Origin of the sequence: Pseudoalteromonas obscura, assembly GCF_030135505.1 — a bacterium.
GTDB lineage: Bacteria > Pseudomonadota > Gammaproteobacteria > Enterobacterales > Alteromonadaceae > Pseudoalteromonas > Pseudoalteromonas obscura.
The window spans coordinates 232340-253323 of the sequence record NZ_JASJUT010000003.1; the positions used below are offsets into that span (position 1 = coordinate 232340).

Annotated in this window: 13 protein-coding genes; 7 read left to right on the top strand and 6 right to left on the bottom strand. The window is 42.6% G+C overall.

The window, feature by feature from the left end:
• Position 1 precedes the first annotated feature (1 nt).
• From QNM18_RS08995 to QNM18_RS09020, 6 genes are all read left to right on the top strand, one after another.
• The gene (locus QNM18_RS08995; protein ID WP_284136946.1) at positions 2-2374 is read left to right on the top strand and encodes a heavy metal translocating P-type ATPase; all 2373 of its coding nucleotides are present in this window, start codon (positions 2-4) and stop codon (positions 2372-2374) included.
• A complete protein-coding gene (ccoS, locus tag QNM18_RS09000; RefSeq protein WP_063373912.1) occupies positions 2371-2544 on the top strand; it encodes a cbb3-type cytochrome oxidase assembly protein CcoS in 174 nt (57 codons plus the stop codon). Before QNM18_RS08995 ends, ccoS begins: the two co-directional genes overlap by 4 nt.
• Complete coding sequence (locus QNM18_RS09005; protein ID WP_247687319.1) at positions 2534-3202, top strand: sulfite exporter TauE/SafE family protein; 669 nt, start codon at positions 2534-2536, stop codon at positions 3200-3202. Before ccoS ends, QNM18_RS09005 begins: the two co-directional genes overlap by 11 nt.
• Before the next feature lie 185 nt (positions 3203-3387).
• Positions 3388-4116, top strand: a complete 729-nt coding sequence (locus QNM18_RS09010; protein WP_023401635.1) for an FNR family transcription factor — start codon at positions 3388-3390, stop codon at positions 4114-4116.
• Positions 4117-4211: 95 nt separating this feature from the next.
• The gene (gene uspE, locus QNM18_RS09015) at positions 4212-5135 is read left to right on the top strand and encodes a universal stress protein UspE (protein ID WP_211010175.1); all 924 of its coding nucleotides are present in this window, start codon (positions 4212-4214) and stop codon (positions 5133-5135) included.
• Between the two features lie 456 nt (positions 5136-5591).
• Positions 5592-9686, top strand: coding sequence for a GEVED domain-containing protein (locus QNM18_RS09020; RefSeq protein ID WP_284136947.1), 4095 nt, complete (start codon positions 5592-5594; stop codon positions 9684-9686).
• Between the two features lie 454 nt (positions 9687-10140).
• On the opposite strand, the gene ccoG is transcribed toward QNM18_RS09020, so the two are convergent.
• The 6 genes from ccoG to dapB all read right to left on the bottom strand — a co-directional run bounded on the left by ccoG (position 10141) and on the right by dapB (position 19176).
• Positions 10141-11523 carry a cytochrome c oxidase accessory protein CcoG gene (gene ccoG / locus QNM18_RS09025; protein ID WP_284136948.1) on the bottom strand — a complete coding sequence of 461 codons (1383 nt, stop codon included), beginning with the start codon at positions 11521-11523 and terminating at the stop codon, positions 10141-10143.
• A 138-nt stretch (positions 11524-11661) separates the two neighbouring features.
• A complete protein-coding gene (locus tag QNM18_RS09030) occupies positions 11662-13101 on the bottom strand; it encodes a sigma-54 interaction domain-containing protein (protein WP_284136949.1) in 1440 nt (479 codons plus the stop codon).
• Between the two features lie 167 nt (positions 13102-13268).
• Positions 13269-13745 (bottom strand): transcription elongation factor GreA, encoded by a 477-nt coding sequence (gene greA / locus QNM18_RS09035; RefSeq protein WP_211010179.1) that lies wholly within the window; start codon positions 13743-13745, stop codon positions 13269-13271.
• Between the two features lie 46 nt (positions 13746-13791).
• Entirely contained in the window at positions 13792-17010 is a 3219-nt protein-coding gene (gene carB, locus QNM18_RS09040; RefSeq protein WP_284136950.1) for a carbamoyl-phosphate synthase large subunit, read from the bottom strand.
• An 18-nt stretch (positions 17011-17028) separates the two neighbouring features.
• A complete protein-coding gene (gene carA / locus QNM18_RS09045; RefSeq protein WP_284136951.1) occupies positions 17029-18165 on the bottom strand; it encodes a glutamine-hydrolyzing carbamoyl-phosphate synthase small subunit in 1137 nt (378 codons plus the stop codon).
• Between the two features lie 210 nt (positions 18166-18375).
• Positions 18376-19176 (bottom strand): 4-hydroxy-tetrahydrodipicolinate reductase, encoded by an 801-nt coding sequence (gene dapB / locus QNM18_RS09050; protein WP_211010182.1) that lies wholly within the window; start codon positions 19174-19176, stop codon positions 18376-18378.
• A gap of 386 nt (positions 19177-19562) precedes the next feature.
• On the opposite strand from dapB, the gene QNM18_RS09055 reads away from it, so the two are divergent.
• Entirely contained in the window at positions 19563-20876 is a 1314-nt protein-coding gene (locus QNM18_RS09055; RefSeq protein WP_211010183.1) for a Na+/H+ antiporter NhaC family protein, read from the top strand.
• Positions 20877-20984: the final 108 nt, after the last annotated feature.

Here is a 20984-nt window from a genome sequence, read left to right on the forward strand (position 1 = left end):
TATGGCAAAAAGTTGTTTCCATTGCCTCGAAGCCGTACCTCATGGGTTTCAAGGCGAAGTAATGTTTGAAGGTGTAGCAAGCCCTGTGTGCTGTACAGGTTGTCAGGCCGTTGCTGAGACAATTCTCGCACAAGGTATGAGCGATTATTATAAGTTTCGTACTGAGTCTAGTGGAAAGGTGCAGGAGCTTGTTCCGGAGCAATTAAAAGAGTTGCTCAGTTACGACAATCAAGATATTCAGAAAGATTTCGTTGCCGACCAAGGCAGCAATAAAGAGGTATTGCTTAGCGTCGAAGGGATCAGTTGTGCGGCATGTGCTTGGCTGATAGAAAAACAACTACTTGCGCTTGCTGGCGTGCAGCGCGTAGATGTAAATACTTCCACCCACCGAGCTATGGTTTTATGGCAAGATTCGAGCACAAAACTTAGTGAAATTATTGGTGCCTTATTGCAGATAGGATACAAAGCCTACCCATTTCAAGCTGATGAAGAAGCAGCACAAAAGCAAGCTGCAGCAAAGGCATATTTGCGCCGACTAGGTGTAGCCGGATTAATGACGATGCAAGTCATGATGTTCGCATTCGCCATGTATTTTGGCATGTTTTCCGGGATGGATGAGGGGTTTGAGCAGTACTTCAGGTGGATAAGCCTAATTTTAGCGTCACCCGTCATTCTCTACTCTGCCCTGCCATTTCTTGCCAATGCGATCAAAGGCCTTAAAAGCCGTCAACTGAATATGGACTTGCCCGTCTCTTTGGCTATTTTTGGAGCCTATGGCGCGAGTTGCTACGCTACTGTCATGTCTGTCGGTGAAGTCTATTTCGAATCTATTTGTATGTTCACCTTCTTACTATTACTTGGGAAATACCTCGAGTTTAGAGCCCGAATGAAAGCCAGTGAGTTTACCGCAAACTTACAAAAACTAATGCCGCTCACAGCGAGAAAGATAACAGGCGCAGTTGAAGAGGTCATTGCTGCAAAAAGCTTAGCTCTTAATGATCTAATTTTGGTTAAACCAGGCGAAACCATTCCTGCCGATGGTATTGTTGTTGAAGGCACCAGTACCGTCGATGAGTCGATGATGACAGGTGAGCATTTACCAATTAAAAAATTTGTAAATCATCAAGTCTATGCTGGAACTCTTAATCATGACGGCGCTATCACTTTAAAAATTAATAAAGTAGGTCAAAACACACTACTCAACCAGATCATTAAACTGCAACATAATGCTCTCATGAAACGACCAAAAATTGTTGAGGTAACAGACAAGGTAGCTCAATGGTTTGTGGCGTGTTTGCTCATTTTTGCCTCAATCACCGCGATTGGCTGGTATCACGTTGAGCCTGAACATGCGTTTTGGATCACTATTGCTGTTTTAGTCGCTACCTGCCCTTGTGCACTCAGTCTTGCTATCCCCACAGCATTAACCTGTGCAGTTGCCACCCTAACCAAAAAAGGGATCTTAATCAAAGAAGCGCATGTGCTCGAAACAGCACCAAAAGTAACTCGTTACGCGTTTGATAAAACCGGTACTCTTACCGAAGGACGGTTTACGATTTTGAAAGTAGCTGTTTTAGACGAACAGTACACTGAACCTATGATCATGGCCCTTGCTTGTGCATTGGAGCGCTACTCCGAACACCCTATTGCAAAAGCCTTTATAGACAAAAGCGACCATTTCATTGAAATAACAGATGCTATAGTCTCTACAGGACTCGGTGTAAGCGGTAATTACGACGGCAAAGACGTTGCTATTGGCAAGGCAAATTGGTTTGGCAGCCATGCTTCATTTTCTCAAGCGACATTATTCATAGATAAGCACCCAGTTGCGGATTTTTATCTTCAAGATAAAGTTAGAAGCAGTGCACCTGAGGTCATTGAGTTTTTACAATCACAACAGCTAACCTGCCATATGCTAACGGGCGATAGCTCCAATGCGGCAAGTAATCTTGCCAATGAGTTAGGGTTGGATTCCTACAAACAAGCGTGCTCACCAAAAGATAAACAAAACGTGGTCGCACAATGGGCTGATAAAGCACATATTGTTGCAATGGTTGGAGATGGTGTAAATGATAGCCCGGTTTTCAATACCGCTCATTTATCTATTGCAATGGAAACAGGTGCTGATATTTCAAAAAATACGGCTGATGTAGTACTGTTAAATAGTGATCTAAATTCGCTAAAAACACTACAAAGTGTTGCTATAAAAACAAAGCAAATAATCAAACAAAATTTGACTATTTCTTTGCTTTATAACGGTTCCATCCTACCTTTGGCAGCACTCGGGCTGGTGCCGCCTTGGCTTGCAGTGATTGGCATGTCTGCAAGCTCAATCGTGGTAATAACTAACTCATTAAGGTTACTAAAGCTATGAGTATAATTTACGTGTTGATCCCCATCGCCATCTTATTTGTCGTCATTGCAATTGGCGTGTTTTTTTGGGCCGTCAGAAGTGAACAGTTCTCAGACCTAAACAAACAAGCTCACAGTATTTTGTTTGAAGATGACAAAGAGCAGCACAAAAAGAGTAACGATGGAAATTAGTTTTGCTAGTGCATTTTTTATGGGCTTGATGGGCAGCGGACATTGTTTGGCGATGTGTGGTGGTATTGCATCAAGTCTGCAGTTAGCACAAACAAAACAAAAGCCAATTGTTGTCGCCTTCTTATACAATTTGGGCCGACTATTAAGCTATGCCGTTGCGGGGTTACTTGTCGCGTCGCTGGGTGTTTCGCTGGCTAAGCAACACACCTCTTTTGCGTTGGCTTTGTCTTACTTAAGTGGCTTGTTTATGTTGTTAGTCGGTCTATACATAATGCGACTAGCTGGTACTTTAAACTGGCTAGAAAAGCTAGGTAACTTCATTATCTGGCGGCGCATTGTGAAGTTAAACAAACATATTTTGCCAATTGATACCAAGACAAAAGCATTAGCTTATGGCGCACTTTGGGGGTGGCTACCATGCGGGTTAGTTTACACCGCGCTATTGTGGAGCCTTCAAGCCAAAAGCGCACTTTACGGGGCGCTTACTATGGTAGCTTTTGCCTTGGGCACCTTCCCTGCACTCTTGGTTGCAGGGCAGTCAGCACAATTGCTGAACAAATTTTTGAACCACACAATTACGCGCATTGCGCTAGGAAACCTATTTGTGTGGTATGGGTTTTACTTGATTATCATTACTAGTAATAAATTAGTAGTTTAATCTAGTTTTATGCTTGCGAATATTAGATAATAGCAAGCATCAATTAAGTTTTTAAAAGCAGGAGTTTTTAAAGGCTTATATCGTGAAAATTTCGAAGTACTGAACTTAATTGAAATATTTAAGTTTTTATTTCATGCAATTTTTGAATTTATTTTTTATGTGCGTCTAAGAGTAATGGATTAATTATGGATTTAAATAATCGCTCCAAAAGTCAGTGTACAATAAGTTGTACAAATTGCAGTATAAGTCAGCTTTGCCTGCCTTATTCACTTAACGGCAACGAAATGGATAAGCTTGATGAAATCATTGAGCGCAAAAAGCCTCTTCACAAAGGTGATTTTTTGTTTGAGTCTGGCTCACCACTTCAAGCTATCTTTGCTGTGAGATCTGGCTCATTTAAATCTTACACCCTGTCTGAACAAGGTGACGAGCAAATTACGGGCTTCCACCTTGCTGGTGATTTAGTGGGTTTTGATGCTATCAACAAAATGCAACATCAAAGCTTCGCTCAAGCACTTGAAACATCCATGGTATGTGAAATACCATTTGATACACTGGACGAGCTCGCTGGTAAATTGCCAAAACTTAGACAGCAGATCATGCGCTTAATGAGTAATGAAATCAATTATGATCAAGAGATGCTGCTGTTACTCAACAAAAAGACCGCAGAAGAAAGACTCGCTACATTTATCTTTAATCTATCTAATCGCTTTGGTGAACGTGGTTTTTCACGTAAAGAGTTCCGCTTCACAATGACCCGAGGCGAAATTGGTAATTACCTCGGCCTGACTGTTGAAACAATTAGTAGACTACTCAGTCGATTCCAAAAAGCTGGTCTTATCAAGGTCGAAGGCAAATTCATAACTATTTTAGAGTCACAAGGATTAGCTGCTGCGGCAGGTATTACTACTTGATCTAAGCCAATTTTTCCATCGAAATAGCTTTATACCTTGGCTATATCAGTTACACTCAAAGTATATTGATTAGCCAAGTGCCACAGGAGGCTTGTATGGATAAGATAAAGAGAATCCTTACTGTTATTGACCCGACTAAAGAGCAGCAAAACAGTCTTGAGCGCTCAATTAGTCTTGCACAAACAACTGGTGCTGAAATAACGGCGTTCCTTTCTATCTATGACTTTTCCTATGAAATGACGACAATGCTCTCTAAAGAGGAGCGTGAGGCCATGAGACTCGCGGTCATCAAGGATAGAGAAGCGTGGATCAACGTGTTGATTGAGCAATATACAGACCTTGATATTCAGGCCAAAGTGGTATGGCACAACCGGCCGTATGAAGCCATTATTGAAGAAGTACTCAATGAGCAGTTCGACATCGTCATTAAGTCCACACATCAACACGACACACTAAAATCCGTGATTTTTACACCAACGGATTGGCATTTAATACGGAAGTGCCCCGCTCCAGTTTTGCTGGTTAAAGATCAAGCATGGCCTGAGCATGGTGAAATTATTGCAGCAGTCAACTCCGTCAGTGATAACGATCAACATCAAGAGCTCAACCAACGAATAATAAAAGACGCAAAGTTCATTTGTAATTTAGCAAATGCGTCTTTAAGTTTGGTTAATACCTACCCTGCAACTCCGGTTAATATTGCAATTGAGATCCCCGAGTTCAATCCATCTCAATATAGCGAAGCGGTGAAAAAGCATCACGAAGACGAAACATGGTCTTTGGCCAACCAGTTCGAAATTGCCAAAGAAAAATGCATCATTGAAGAAGGTCTCCCTGAAGATGTGATCCCATCTGTAGCAGAGAAAAAGTCAGCCGAGCTCGTTGTCATTGGCACGGTTGGGCGCACAGGCTTAAGTGCAGCATTAATTGGCAATACAGCAGAGCATGTGATCGACAGCCTAGACTGTGATGTATTAGCACTGAAACCAGATGGCTATAAGAGCCCACTAGACCACTAACAAATAAAGTCCGATATTAGTATCGGACTTTTTTATCTCAGCTTGATAACCCGATATCCAGCCCATACGATATTCGTTCTTATCATTAGTGTGCACAACCGCCCGATTTAGATTTAAACACTCCCATAACCCATAACATCCAATACTCGTTCACATCAAAAAAAGTAAATTTTTTTCTATTCGCACCTAATTTGATACCTCATTGATTTTGTTGATGAAAAAGGAACTTAAAAACGTTGTTTCTTATTTGAGTACTCCTCTACGTTGATAATAATTCAACAAAACCATGTACAAATCTTAATCGCATACTATATATTGTATACAATCACGCTTTAAAAACTGTCATTAAAGTGTGGTATGCAAGAGGTATATCATTGAATTTCAATGGTTAAAAACCTCTTTAACAACATGTGAAGCATATTTTGCTTTACCCATACTCGTTAAAGGAAAGTTACAGTGCGACAAAAAAAACAATTAAGAAAGCTAGCCCTAGCAACGGCTATCACTGTTTCATTTTCAGCATCTGCTCAAGAAACCTATCTGTTTGATAGGCAATTGAGTTTTGAAAATGAAATTTCAAATCTAGTGATGTCATCAACAAATGAGCCTACCCAAACAAAGCAAAAGCTGATTTTAGATTCAATCAAACTAAATAGTGCTTTGGGTGAAAACCTGCAAGTAGGAAATTCACTGAGCCTTACAATTGATGGGCAGTTTGTACAAATTCACCTGTATGAAGTAACGAAACAAAATAGTAAAATAACCTACATAAATGGTCGCTCGTCCGACGGGCATGCCAAGTTGTCAATGATCAAAACAAATAGCAGTTACAGCGCAAAGATTTACATTGGCAATACTGGTTATTTATTAACCCCTGCGGGAAATGGTCTTTATAAATTAAGTAAGTTCATCCAAGACAACTCGCCTATTGACTCCACGGCTGATAGACCAGGTTTGGAGCATGGTGACTCTTCACATGGTTTAGTGGGTCATACGGAGATCTCGCCTTTCTTACGCGCAGCAGCAAGCAGCGACGCAAGTGCAACGCCTGAAGTAACTGTCGTGGTTGCCTATACAGATAAACTCGCGGCAGAGGTTGGCGATGTCGATGCATACCTAGCACTAATGGAAAAAGACACCAACGACAGCTACGCGGCTAGTGGCATTAACGCAAGCGTCAGAATCATACATTCCTATCAAACCGGCTATGTATCCACCGGAGACATGGCAGAGGATAACTCGTTACTACTAAATGAAAACACAAGTAGTTGGCTAGCAGAGCCTAATCCACTGGCTCCAAACGGGTTTGGCGTAGAACTAAAAAGTATTCGAGATGAACACCAAGCAGATATCATGGTGTTTTTAGCAGACCAAGATGCCAGCTCACCTTGGGCTGGGTGGGCTGGACAAATCGGTACGGATGCTGAGAGTGCCTTATTTACTTTGAGTAGCTGGGGTACTTTTAAAAACACATTTGCTCATGAACTTGGACACTTGTACGGAGCAAGACATGACAATGATTCGACGACCACTCCTTTTGCTTTTGGCCACGGATATTGTAATGAGTCTAAAACGTGGCGCACACTGATGGCCATCAGTGATTGTGGAGAAAGGCTAAATGTATGGTCAAACCCCAATAATAACTATAAAGGTGAAGCTGGGGGAACTGTTGACGTCAATGATAATGCACGAGTACACAATGAACGCGCTACATTTATGGCTGCTTTACGCACATCAGCACACAACGCGCCGTCAGCTACAATTACGCAAACTACCATTACACCAGGCAGCTTAACAGCCAGTTTCTCTGGTCAGGCTAACGATAGCGATGGCAATATTGTTTCTACGCTATGGGACTTTGGTGATGGTGTATACAATAATAAGCCATATGCACAAGGTGACTCGGTTACCCATAACTATCTATTTCCTGGCACTTACATTGTTAGATATACAGCTACCGATAATCAAGGATTGATCCATTCAGCCTCTCAGCAAGTAACCATTACCGCTACGCCAGGCCAAAGCTACTGTGGAGTTAAAGGAACAAATGCAGTCTATCAATATACACAAAGTGTATCAGTGAATGGTAAAGCACATCAGTCGGATAGAAGGCAGTATACCGATCACACTGCACTAGAGCCGTTTACTGTTTACGCCGGCTCAGCAACAGGAATTGAGTTGCAACAAGGTACGCGTGGCAGTAAATTTGGTCCCTACTCCGCATACTGGGCCGTCTACATTGATTTAAACCAAAACAATAGCTTTGATGACCCAGGCGAGCTCATTCATTTTTCTGAGCCGCTATCCAAATCTTCTCCTGAGCCCATACTCGCTAATATCACCATTCCCGACAGCGCACTAGCTGGCACAACACGAATGCGTGTTATTCAATCCAATACGCTGCGTGAGGGAGAAACACAACTTGCTGCGTGCGGTGATTTCAAATTTGGTGAAGCCGAAGATTACAGTATCACCATAATAAAAGAGCAAAACCCAGCTGAATTTACAACGTCCATTAACAACAACGATTTCAACGTAGGTTTTGCTATCGACTCTACTGATGTGGCTTCGGTCAAGTGGGACTTTGGCGATGGACTATTTAGCGATTCAAGCACCAGCACTTCGTTAAACCCAAATCACCAATATGTTTTTGGTGGAGAGTACACGGTAACGCTCACCGTTACTTTGAAAAGTGGTGAAACATATACTCATTCGAAGGTAATTACAGTATCAGCACCTGCTGGCCAAGATTATTGCCGTGCATACGGTAACCAACCAAAGTATCAATACAACGCAAATGTTACACTAAACGGTAATAGTGTTACGTCTGGCGCAGCAAATTATACTGACCACACAGACAAAGTACTCGGCGCAGTTAGAGGTGATAATATTCTATCTGTACGTCAAGGTGCTACTGGATCTAAATCTTCTTATAACGCGGAGTGGCGTGTTTATATTGATATGAACCACAACGGCTCTTTTGAGGATTCAGAAAGCGTTTGGTACTGGGTCGGCGCAAATACAGCAAATGACATAGAAAAAACAATCTCTATTCCTACAACCGCGTTGACGGGTAAAACCAGAATGCGCGTGCTACAAAGTTACGAAGAGTTGAAATCTCCATGCGGACGCATCAGGTGGGGTGAAGTTGAAGATTTCACTGTAGACATCCAGTCTGATAACCCAGCCGACTTCTCTGCCAATGTAACGACAAATAACCTTACTGTTAACTTTACGGATTCGTTTGGAAGTAATACTGAAATTGCTTCGATTGAGTATGATTTTGGTGACAGCGCGGTAAACCCAAATCATACCAGCACACAAAGTAGCCCTTCACACACTTATCTATATTCTGGTACTTATGCTGTAAGAGCAAAAGTTACATTGCAAAATGGCGTAAGCTATGTGAAAGAGCAAAACGTCGTGGTTAGTGGCGCTGCTCACTGCATTGCATACGCAAAGTCAACAACTCAATGGACGAGTAAAGTGCGCGTTGGCAACTTGAGTAATAGCTCAGAAAAAAGCAAATTCAGCCACTTTGACAATGCAGGTTTCAGATTTAAAAAAGGCGACGCAACAGAGATTGGTTTAACACACGGTTCCAATGGGCCATACCTTGCAAATTGGGCTGTTTATGTAGATCTTAACCAAAACAATAGCTTTGACGACTCAGGGGAGCTGTTAGTTCAAACTAGCGCTACTACCTTTGATGAAGTGGTTAACTCAGTAACGATTCCTGCTTCTGCCCAAAATGGCTCAACAACAATGCGAGTGATCCAATCTTATGAATTAACAGATGGGAAATTACCAGCATGTGGCACGTACGGTTGGGGTGAAGTTGAAGATTACTCAGTGACAATTACCGACGAGCAAGGTCCTGAATCAGACTTACTCAATGGAGTGACTAAATCAGGCATTTCAATTGCAGCAAAAGAAACTAAAACCTTTACATTTTTCGTCCCTGAGGGCGCTGAAAATATCAGTGTTGAGATGGGAGCGGGAACTGGTGACCCTGATCTATACGTAAAATTTGGTGATTCAGATACTGCAAACAACTGGGATTGTAGACCATATACTAGCGGCAATAGAGACGAAACATGCGATAGCAGCAAATTAACTAAATCCGGCGGTCTGTACTATGTTTCGGTTGTAGGCTGGACAGCCTCTGACAACGTTACATTGACTGGTTCATACACAGAAGGTGATGTTATCAAGCCTCCTGTCAATGCATGTGCGACTAAAACACCACAAACACGTGGCAACTTGTCTAATAATGATGCCATCTGTATGGGCGCCAACACAGTCTATGTTGCCATTAGCGTTCCTGCAGGTCAGTCTAAGCTAACAATCACCACTTCAGGTGGAGACGGAGACGCTAGCATTTACCAAAACGCAGCCGGTTGGCCAAGCACAAGTAACTTCCAAAACTCAGCGACTACTCAAGGTAGCAGCGAAGAACAAATTGTGATCAATAACCCAGGCTCTGGATGGCACTACTTAATGGTGTCTGGCCAAGGTACCGGAACACAGCTTAACGCAAAGTTTGAATAAACAGATAATCTTCTCACTGGCCAAAGCCTCTTAGCAATAAGAGGCTTTTTTATAGGGTAAACAGGTACGCAACCCCTAGCCCACATAAACAAAATAGCACCTTCATCAAAAGACTTAGCCCCTTATTTTTGTTTGACATTTCATTTTTCCTAATGCCTTTAAGATAGCGTGCGTCTTTACTAGACAAACCTTTGCAGTGCGGGCATTCAGATTGATCATCACTCACTAAAACACCGCACCTTTCACATGGGCTACTATGCTCACTTTTGTAATTAAAAAACTGAAACCACATCTTTTCTTTAAGCACCTATAGTAGAACTACAGGCTGATTACCAAAGCACTGTTTTGCCTAGGAGTATGACAGCTATCAACAGGTTAATTGTACAGGTAATTTCGAAAAAATAAAAAAGGGCCAATTGGCCCTTGAGGAATAACCCAGTGCTCTACTAAAACACTAGTTTTTATAAAAATAGCTGTCTTTCGTAATCGAAATACTACTATCTTCATTCGCGGAAATAGTGAATTGGATTGGCGTACGCTTTCTCTGAATATCATAACCATCAGCAGCAATGGTGACAGGGACGAGTAACATTTTGCCCCCTTGGATCTCAATCTCTTGTGGCGCACTCAATTCTGCGCCCTGTAACCCATTGAAGCTAACTTGGTAATGCAAGGTTTGCTGGGTTTTATTGATGATGCTTAAGGTATAAGGGTTTTCAACTAAGCCTTCAAAATTTACTCGATACAACGCATTTCGGTCACGGATCACGGATGCTTCTATCGGAGTGCGATTAAATGCCCAAATAGCCATTGTCGCAACAATCACAGCAAATAACCCTGCGTAACCTATGAGCTTTAACCTAAATGGACTGGAAGTTTTTCCGCCAGCTTGATTTTCACTGGCATACTTGATCAATCCAGTAGAGTAACCAAACTTATGCATAGTATCGTCACAGGCATCGATACAAAGCCCACAATTGATGCACTCGTATTGCAACCCATTTCTTATGTCAATACCTGCGGGGCAAACCTCAACACACAGATTGCAATCAACACAGTCTCCCAAACCTTTCGCTTTATAATCAGACTTACGTTTGCGTGGTCCCCTATGCTCCCCTCTTTGCGCATCGTAGGTAACAACCAAGGTGTCTTTGTCAAACATTACCGATTGAAAGCGCGAGTATGGACATGCGACATTGCACATTTTTTCTCTTAAAAAGCCTGCGTTCCCATATGTACAAAAGGCAAATAAAAACACCCAAAAGCTTACTAGCCCAGACCATTCCAACGTAAACATATCCATGTATAAAGTTTTGGCTGGTACAAAATACGCCATAAAAGAGGTCGCAGTAAAAAGTGAAATTACAAGCCAAATAGCGTGCTTAGTCATTTTTCTAGCTGCTTTTTGTGCATTCCAGCTTGCTTTGTCTAATTTAATCCGTTGGTTACGTGTTCCTTCCACACGGTGTTCAACCCAAGTAAACATTAACATCCAAATGGTTTGTGGGCAGGTATAACCACACCATACACGCCCAAGCCAATTTGTTACGAAGAAAAGGCCGAAGGCTCCAGCCATAAATATCCATGCTAGGATCATAAAGTCATGAGGTAAAAATGTTTGGCCAAAAATCCTAAATTGCTGACTCGCAACATCTAGAAGAATAGCTTGTTGACCTTTATACGGGATCCATGGAATAGCGACAAATATAAACATTAGGATCCAACCAAGATAGCGACGGATTTTTTGGAAGAACCCTTTTTGTTCACGGATATAAATTGGGCCCTCTTGCTTGTAGGGCTTGATAATCATATCCTCTTCTTTTATATCAAACTTCATATTACTTGCTTACATTAAGTGAAACACACCTTGTCATTTGCAACTTTCAGACCAAACTGAAACTTATATATGATATTGATTTTTATATATTTTTATTTTTTATTCAATTTATTAATCGTGATATATCACGATTAACCTCTAAATATCGCGCTTTTTAACAATTCCAAGCTTTTTCATTTTCGAGCGCAATGTGCTTTCATTCAAGCCAAGCTTATCTGCGGCCCCCTTGCTTCCAGATATTTTCCAATTGCTCAGTTCGAGTACTTCTGCAATGTGCGCTTTCTGAATTTCATCAAGGCGCAAGCTGATCTCACTTTCGTCCTTCACCCCATCCTCAATGCACAGCGGCTGAGATAGGTGCAGGGTATGACCGTTGGCCAGTATAGCTTCTCGTTCGAGTATATTTTGTAGTTCTCGAATGTTGCCCGGCCAGCCATACAACTGTAGTTTTTTAAGTGATGTTTTGGCAATTCCCTTAATGTGTTTTCCCAGACGGACATTCAATTTGTTGATCATGTTTGCGCATAGCATCGGGATATCTTCTCTTCGCTCCCTAAGTGGTGGGACTTTAATAGGAAATACGTTTAATCGATAATATAGGTCCATCCTAAACGTCCCTTGCTCAACCATTTGCCAAAGATCTCTGTTCGTAGCCGCTATAACACGAATATTAACGGAGATTGTTTTACTGCCTCCAACACGCTCAAACTCCTGCTCCTGCAATACTCGCAACAATTTACTTTGTGCTTCTTGGGGCAACTCCCCGATTTCATCTAAAAAAAGCGTTCCGTTGTGGGCCAGCTCGAATCGCCCTTTCCTTCTATCATGAGCACCAGTAAAAGCCCCCTTTTCATGGCCAAACAGCTCCGACTCTAACAAACTAGGGGAAAACGCCGCGCAGTTGACCCTTACGAATGGTAATTCAGATCGTGCGCTTAGGGCATGTAGATTACGCGCAACTAACTCCTTACCCGTGCCGTTTTCACCTAGAATAAGCACAGTACTATCTGTTTTACTCACTAGCTTAATTTGCTCTAACATACGATTGAAGACATGACTTTCACCAACTAGGCCGGATCCTTGCCAGTTTTGGTTGATTTCGGACAATAAATAGCTGTTTTCGTCTTTAAGCTGCTCGGAAAGAGATTGAACTTGCGTCAATGCATCCCGCAGTGCCTGCTCTGTTTCAACCTGCTGTGAAATATCGCGAAAAATAGCCACGGCACCGATTACTTGGGCATCCCGGTACACAGGCGTCGACGTATACTCCACTGGAAAGCAAGAACCATCTTTACGCCAAAACACCTCTCCTTTGACATACCGTGTTTCCCCATCAAACATGGTTTTATAGATCTGACATTCATCTGCTGGGTATTCACTGCCATCTGCATGGCTGTGGTGATGATATTGGTGGATTTTTTTGCCAAGTAACTCGTCGGCGCTCCAACCTGTCATTTTCTCTGCGGCTGGATTAATAAATACAGCATTACCCGATAAGTCAAAACCGTAGATCCCCTCGCCTACCGCGTTTAATAACAACTTAGGATCATTTAAGAAGTGCTTAATAACTGATGACATTATCTTTCCTCGTGATATTTCACGATTAATACTACGCCAATCTACTTGTTCAAACTAGGAACCGGGCGGTAAAGAATGATCTAGGTCAATCGATAACAATAAAAGGAAAGGGACATAAAAAAGCCCAGTAACAATGTACCGGGCTTTTGGTCTATAGGTTAGACTAATTAGACATATTCAACTTCGATGATTTCGTATTCAACAGTACCGTTTGGTGTTTGAATATTAACTGAATCATCTAATTCTTTACCAATTAAGCCACGTGCAATCGGAGAATTAACAGAGATTAAATTGTTTTTAATATCTGCTTCGTCATCACCAACAATTTTGTACGTTACTTCTTCGTCAGTATCGACGTTTACAATAGTTACAGTAGTACCGAAAATGACTTTGCCATTGTTTGCCATTTTTGTGACATCAATAACTTGAGAAGTTGATAATTTAGCTTCAATTTCTTGGATACGACCCTCACAAAAACCCTGTTGTTCACGCGCAGCGTGATACTCAGCGTTTTCTTTTAAGTCACCGTGTTCACGCGCTTCTGCGATATCGGCAACAATTTTAGGACGGACCACTTTTTTTAGATGGTTCAGTTCTTCACGAAGCATTTCTTCGCCTCGTACAGTCATCGGAATTGATTGCATAAGTCTCTCACTTGCAACCAAGGCCAAAGGCCTTGGCTTATATCCATTAGTTCAATCGCTGGTGTAGTTCTTGTACAGAGTTTACAGAGCTTCTGTCGTCTGCGGCATGCGCAGTACAGTTTGCAAACGCTGCATTTAGCGTGGTGGTGTAGTTAGTCTTATGCTGAAGTGCACCACGACGTAACACCTTCGAATCTTCAATCGCTTGGCGACCTTCTGTCGTATTTACGATGTAGCTGTACTCACCATTCTTGATGCGGTCAAGAATATGAGGACGACCTTCGAATACTTTGTTCACGCGACGTACTTCAATACCTGCTTCTTCTAAAGCTTTAGCTGTGCCGTTTGTTGCATCAAGCTCAAAACCGATAGCTTTCATTGTTTTAGCAAGCTCAACTACGCGTGACTTGTCGCTGTTACGAACAGATAGTAACGCGCGACCGCCACGTGGTAAAGCGTTTGATGCACCTAATTGTGCTTTCGCGAACGCTTCGGCGAAGTTTTCACCAACACCCATAACTTCACCCGTTGAACGCATCTCAGGGCCACGAATTGGGTCAACACCTAAGAACTTAGCAAAAGGAAGTACGACTTCTTTTACGCTGTAATAAGGTGGGATAACTTCTTTAGTCACGCCTTGGCTCTCAAGAGACTGACCAACCATACAACGTGCCGCTACTTTTGCTAGTGCAACACCTGTTGCTTTTGAAACAAATGGTACAGTACGCGCGGCACGAGGGTTAACCTCGATTAGGTATACTTTGCCATCTTTCACTGCAAACTGGGTATTCATTAGACCCACAACACCTAGCTCAAGTGCCATGTCACGAACCTGCTTACGCATTACGTCTTGGATATCTTGAGAAAGCGAGTGTGCCGGAAGTGAACACGCTGAGTCACCTGAGTGTACACCTGCTTGTTCAATATGCTCCATGATACCGCCGATGATCACGTTTTCACCATCACAGATAGCATCCACGTCCACTTCGATTGCATCGTCTAGGAAACGGTCTAAAAGTACAGGCGCTTCATTAGAAACGGATACAGCTTCTGTCATGTAACGACGTAGGTCATCTTCATCGTAAACGATTTCCATCGCACGACCACCTAATACGTAAGAAGGACGTACAACTAGAGGGAAACCAATTTCTTGAGATTTAGCTACCGCTTCTTCTAGTGAAGTCACCGTCGCGTTCTCAGGCTGAAGAAGGTCTAGACGCTCAACAAGTTGCTGGAAGCGCTCACGGTCTTCTGCACGGTCGATCGCATCTGGAGAAGTACCAATTACTGGCACACCATTCGCCTCTAAGTCACGTGCTAGTTTAAGTGGCGTTTGACCACCGTACTGAACGATAACACCTTTAGGCTTTTCAACACGTACGATTTCTAGTACATCTTCAAGTGTAATTGGCTCAAAGAATAGGCGATCAGAAGTATCATAATCTGTAGAAACTGTCTCTGGGTTACAGTTAACCATGATAGTTTCATAGCCATCCTCACGCATTGCAAGCGCCGCGTGCACACAACAATAGTCGAACTCGATACCTTGGCCGATACGGTTAGGACCACCACCGATAACCATGATTTTGTCTTTTTCAGACGGTGCTGCTTCACACTCTTCGTCATATGAAGAGTACATGTAAGCTGTGTCTGAGCTGAACTCAGCTGCACATGTATCAACACGCTTGTAAACAGGTAAGATCTCTAACTGATGACGCTTTTTACGGATTTCTTTTTCAGAAACACCTGCAATTTCAGCGATACGCGCATCAGAGAAACCTTTACGCTTTAAGCGACGCAAGAAGTCTTTGTTAAGGCCCGCAAGGCCTGCTTCTGCAATAGCAGTTTCATCGTTGATGATGTCTTCAATCTGAACCAAGTACCAACGGTCAATCTTAGTTAGGTCAAATACATCGTCAACACTCATACCGTGACGCATTGCATCCGCAATGTACCATATACGCTCTGCACCTGGCTCACGTAGTTCACGAATGATAGTTTCTTTTGCTTTAGGGTCATCAAGTGCAACGATTGGGTTGAAACCCGTTGCGCCAACTTCTAGGCCACGAAGTGCTTTGTGAAGTGACTCTTGCTGGTTACGACCAATCGCCATAACCTCACCAACAGACTTCATCTGAGTCGTTAGGCGGTCATTTGCACCTGCAAACTTTTCAAAGTTGAAACGAGGGATCTTAGTCACAACGTAGTCAATTGAAGGCTCGAAAGATGCTGGTGTTGCGCCACCAGTAATGTCGTTTTGAAGCTCGTCAAGCGTGTAACCTACAGCAAGTTTTGCTGCAATTTTCGCGATTGGGAAACCCGTTGCTTTTGATGCAAGAGCTGATGAACGAGATACACGTGGGTTCATCTCGATGATAACCATACGGCCATCTTTTGGATTCACACCAAATTGTACGTTTGAACCACCTGTTTCAACACCAATCTCACGCAGTACCGCCATAGAAGCGTTACGCATTAATTGATATTCTTTATCAGTAAGCGTCTGCGCAGGTGCCACCGTGATTGAGTCACCAGTGTGAACACCCATTGGGTCAAAGTTTTCAATCGAACATACAATGATACAGTTGTCGTTTTTGTCACGTACAACTTCCATCTCATACTCTTTCCAGCCCAGTAAGCTTTCATCGATAAGAAGTTCATTTGTTGGCGATAAATCTAAACCACGAGTACAGATTTCTTCGAACTCTTCCATGTTATAAGCAACACCACCACCGGTACCACCCATTGTGAAAGAAGGACGAATAATACATGGGAAGCCAATGCGAGTAAGTACGTCTTTCGCTTCGTCCATAGAGTGTGCAATCTCTGCGCGAGGACACTCAAGGCCAATGTTTTTCATCGCGATGTCGAAACGCTCACGGTTTTCAGCTTTGTCGATTGCATCAGCTGTTGCACCAATCAACTCAACATCATGTTTGGCAAGTACACCGTGCTTGTCTAAGTCCAGTGCACAGTTAAGCGCAGTTTGACCACCCATTGTAGGAAGGACTGCATCTGGCTTCTCTTTTTCAATGATTTTTTCTACAACTTCCCAGTGAATTGGCTCGATGTACGTCGCATCTGCCATTTCCGGGTCAGTCATAATAGTTGCAGGGTTCGAGTTTACAAGAATTACTCGATAGCCTTCTTCTCTAAGCGCTTTACAGGCCTGAGCACCAGAGTAGTCAAATTCACATGCTTGGCCGATAACAATTGGGCCTGCGCCCAAGATTAGAATGCTTTTTATGTCGGTACGTTTTGGCATTGTTACTCCAGTAATAAATTAGGCTTTACGCGCTTGCATTAATTCAATGAAGTGGTCAAACAACGGTGCAGCGTCGTGTGGACCAGGACTCGCTTCAGGGTGACCTTGGAAACTGAAAGCAGGCTTATCAGTGCGGTGAATACCCTGTAACGTACCGTCGAATAGAGACTTGTGCGTTGCGCGAAGGTTGTCAGGGAGACTCTCTTCATCAGCAGCAAAACCATGGTTTTGAGCAGTGATCATCACAACATCACGATCTAGGTCTTTAACTGGGTGGTTACCACCGTGGTGACCAAACTTCATTTTTACTGTTTTTGCACCAGATGCTAATGCCAGTAATTGGTGACCTAGACAAATACCAAAAATTGGAGTGTCTGTTTCAAGGAAAGACTTGATAGCATCAATCGCGTAAGTACATGGCTCTGGATCACCAGGTCCGTTTGATAGGAAGATGCCATCAGGGTTTAACGCCAGTACTTCTGCAGCGGAGGTTTCTGCAGGGACAACGGTTAGTTTACAGCCGCGGTCAACTAGCATACGTAAGATATTTTTCTTTACACCAAAATCGTAGGCTACAACGTGGAACTGCTCTTCACCTTGCTCAAGCGTTTTAAAGCCTTCGCCTAGTGTCCAGCTACCTTCATTCCAATGGAAAGAAGACTCTGTTGTTACTACTTTTGCTAAATCCATTCCTTTCAGGCCAGGGAATGCCTTAGCCGCTTCAAGCGCCTTTTGCTCATCGACATCATCACCAGCGATGATACATCCATTTTGAGCACCCTTATCACGTAGGATACGCGTCAATTTACGCGTATCGATATCCGCTATCCCTAGAATATTACGTTCTTTTAAATAATCACTTAACGATTGTTCGTTACGGAAATTACTTGCAAGTAATGGTAAGTCACGAATCACAAGGCCTTTAGCCCAGATTTTGTCCGCTTCTTCGTCTTCACTGTTTGTACCAGTGTTTCCGATGTGCGGGTAAGTTAAGGTGACAATTTGTTCCGCATAAGACGGATCTGTCAAGATTTCTTGATATCCTGTCATAGACGTATTGAATACTACCTCACCAACAGATATACCGTCGGCGCCGATGGCAGTACCGCGAAACACCGTACCGTCTTCAAGGACTAACAGAGCGGATTTAGTCAAGTTAACCTCCATAGATATGAAAAAACGGGATAAGCAAACACGCTTTTTTCCCGTCTACAAAGCGCTTGGTAACACGCAGTAAATAAATTTTTGGCAAATTCGTTATAGTCTACAGCACTTTCTTCGATTCGTCTAACAATTCAATCAAAAAACTCAAAAATAAGCTGTTAAAACTCATTTTTAATTGAAACCGCCAAAAAAATAAACAAACTACTTCAAACCTAGCACATCTTGCATATCATAAAGTCCTGCTGGTTTGTTTTTTAACCATTGCGCAGCCCTTACTGCACCTGATGCAAACGTTAATCGAGATGCTGCTTTATGGGTTAATTCAAGCCTTTCACCCATGGTTGCAAAGTAAGCGGTATGTTCACCAACTATGTCACCTGCTCGGAGGACTGAATAGCCAATTTCATCTTGACTTTTAGCCGTATGATCACTGCTGCGATCATAACGAGCCACCTCATCGTGGTCCCACCCTTTTGCTTCTGCAATAGCTTCACCAATTGCTAATGCTGTTCCTGACGGTGCATCAATTTTGTTTCTGTGATGTGCTTCAAAAATCTCTATATCCATTTCGTCGGCAAGCTTAGTCGCCGCTGTTTGGACTAAGTTAAGGAGCAGGTTTACACCCACACTAAAATTACGTGCAAAAACGATCGGTATTACTTTCGCTGCTTCTCGTAGCTGTGCCATTTCATCATCTGCTAGACCTGTAGTACCAATTACCATTGGTACTTTATTGTCAATCGCAGTCTTCAAATGGACCAACATACCTTGAGGTAAAGTGAAATCAATTAACACCTCAGCATGACACTCCTTCGCCTCTTCATCAGAAAAAGTCAGCTCTGATGAATGCACTGGTTGTAACGCTTTAATTGGGGTTTCTAAAAAAGGCGAGCTTGATCTAACAAATGCGGCAGCCAACTGTGCTCCTTGTTCTATTTCCACAGCTTCAATTAAAGCTTGACCCATTCTGCCGTTGGCCCCAAACACACCTATTTTTGTCATTATTCTCTCATTCCTAAAATTATACGTTGTTATAAATCACACTAATCACTCCCGTCTAAACAGTACCCGACAGCTATCGCTGTTGGCGGCTTTGCGAGAACGGATCAGGTTGCTATTCAGTAAAATCACTAAGTTACATCACTAACTGTGATCACCTCAAGCTTTGTCAGGCCTAGAGTTTAGCCCATCTCTATGTCATAGTCAGTTATTCAATAATTATAATAAAGACCGTAGACTTTAGACGTCTAAACATTTAAACTTCCGCATTCGCCGATTTAATTATTGCGGGCGTTGAAGTTTAAATACAGCTAATAATAGCCCTGTTGGCTGTGGTTATTTCTACTTACACATTGCAATTAAGTAGATACTGTTTTTTGGGGAGTGCTATGCAGCCATCTTTTGACAACACTAAAGCAAAGTTATCTTTGCTACCTTTACTAACCTTCGTTGCCCTATTTTTAGGTGCAGGTCTATATTTACAATCTCAAGGTGTCGATTACGCCTTTTACCAGTTACCCGCACCAGTAGCCATATTGCCAGCTATTGTGCTCGCATTTTGGTTAAACAAGACTTCTATTAATCAAAGTGTCGAAACCTTTATTAAAGGTGCTGGTCACAGCAATATCATTACAATGTGTCTGATCTATTTACTGGCAGGCTCTTTCTCTGCTGTAGCGGGAGCAACCGGCGGTGTTGACGCGGTAGTCAATGCAGGGTTGTCTTTGATCCCTCCATCTTTCCTACTTCCAGGTTTGTTCCTTATTGCTGCTGTTGTTTCAACTGCCATGGGGACGTCTATGGGTACTATTGGCGCAATTGGGCCAATTGCTTACGCAGTGTCAATCAAAACAGGCATTGACCCAGCATTGATGGCTGGCACCATAGTATCCGGCGCCATGTTTGGAGATAACTTGTCTATTATTTCGGATACCACTATTGCGGCGACAAGAACACAGGGCTGTGAAATGAAAGACAAGTTTAAAGAGAATTTAAAAATCGCCTTGCCTGCTGCATTTTTTACGGTATTGCTTTTGGTATTTTTAACGCCAGAGCCACAGGCGGTTGAAACCAAACCTTTTGATTGGCTGCTCGTCTTACCCTATGTCTTTATTTTGGTATTAGCAGTGATGGGCCTCAATGTGTTTGCGGTGTTATTCAGTGGCATTATTTTTGCCGCTGCTGTGGGCTTCGCTGGTGATTACGAAGGCGGTGCTTTTGTTAAAGACGTCTATAAAGGCTTTACTGACATGCAAGAGATCTTTTTACTGTCAATGTTTATTGGTGGCTTGTCTGAGTTTATTAGAATCAACGGCGGCTTAGAATATATCGCTAAAAAGATCCACAAAGTGACCTCTTCACTCGGAAAGCTAAATAGCAAAGTTGCCGATCAGCTCGGTATTGCCGCTTTAGTTATGACCAGTAATATGTGTATTGCAAACAATACTGTGAGTATTATCGTTGCAGGTCCTGTTGCCAAAAAGCTTGCAGATGACAGCGACATTTCCCCCAAACGGTCTGCCAGCTTACTCGATATATTTGCATGTGTCATGCAAGGGTCATTGCCATATGGTGCTCAGGCATTATTGTTAGGCGCAACATTCAGTATAAGCCCTTGGGATGTTTCCACTTCTTCATTCTACTGCTTTATCCTTGCCTTCACGGCTGTAGCAGTGATTATCTTGAGAAGGAATAAAGCTTAATATTTGCTTGTGCACTCAATCAACTTGGGTGCACATTCGCTCTTCATTCAATTCACATAATTCAATTACTTAATATATAATTACAAGGTTTATCAACTTTGAAGATAT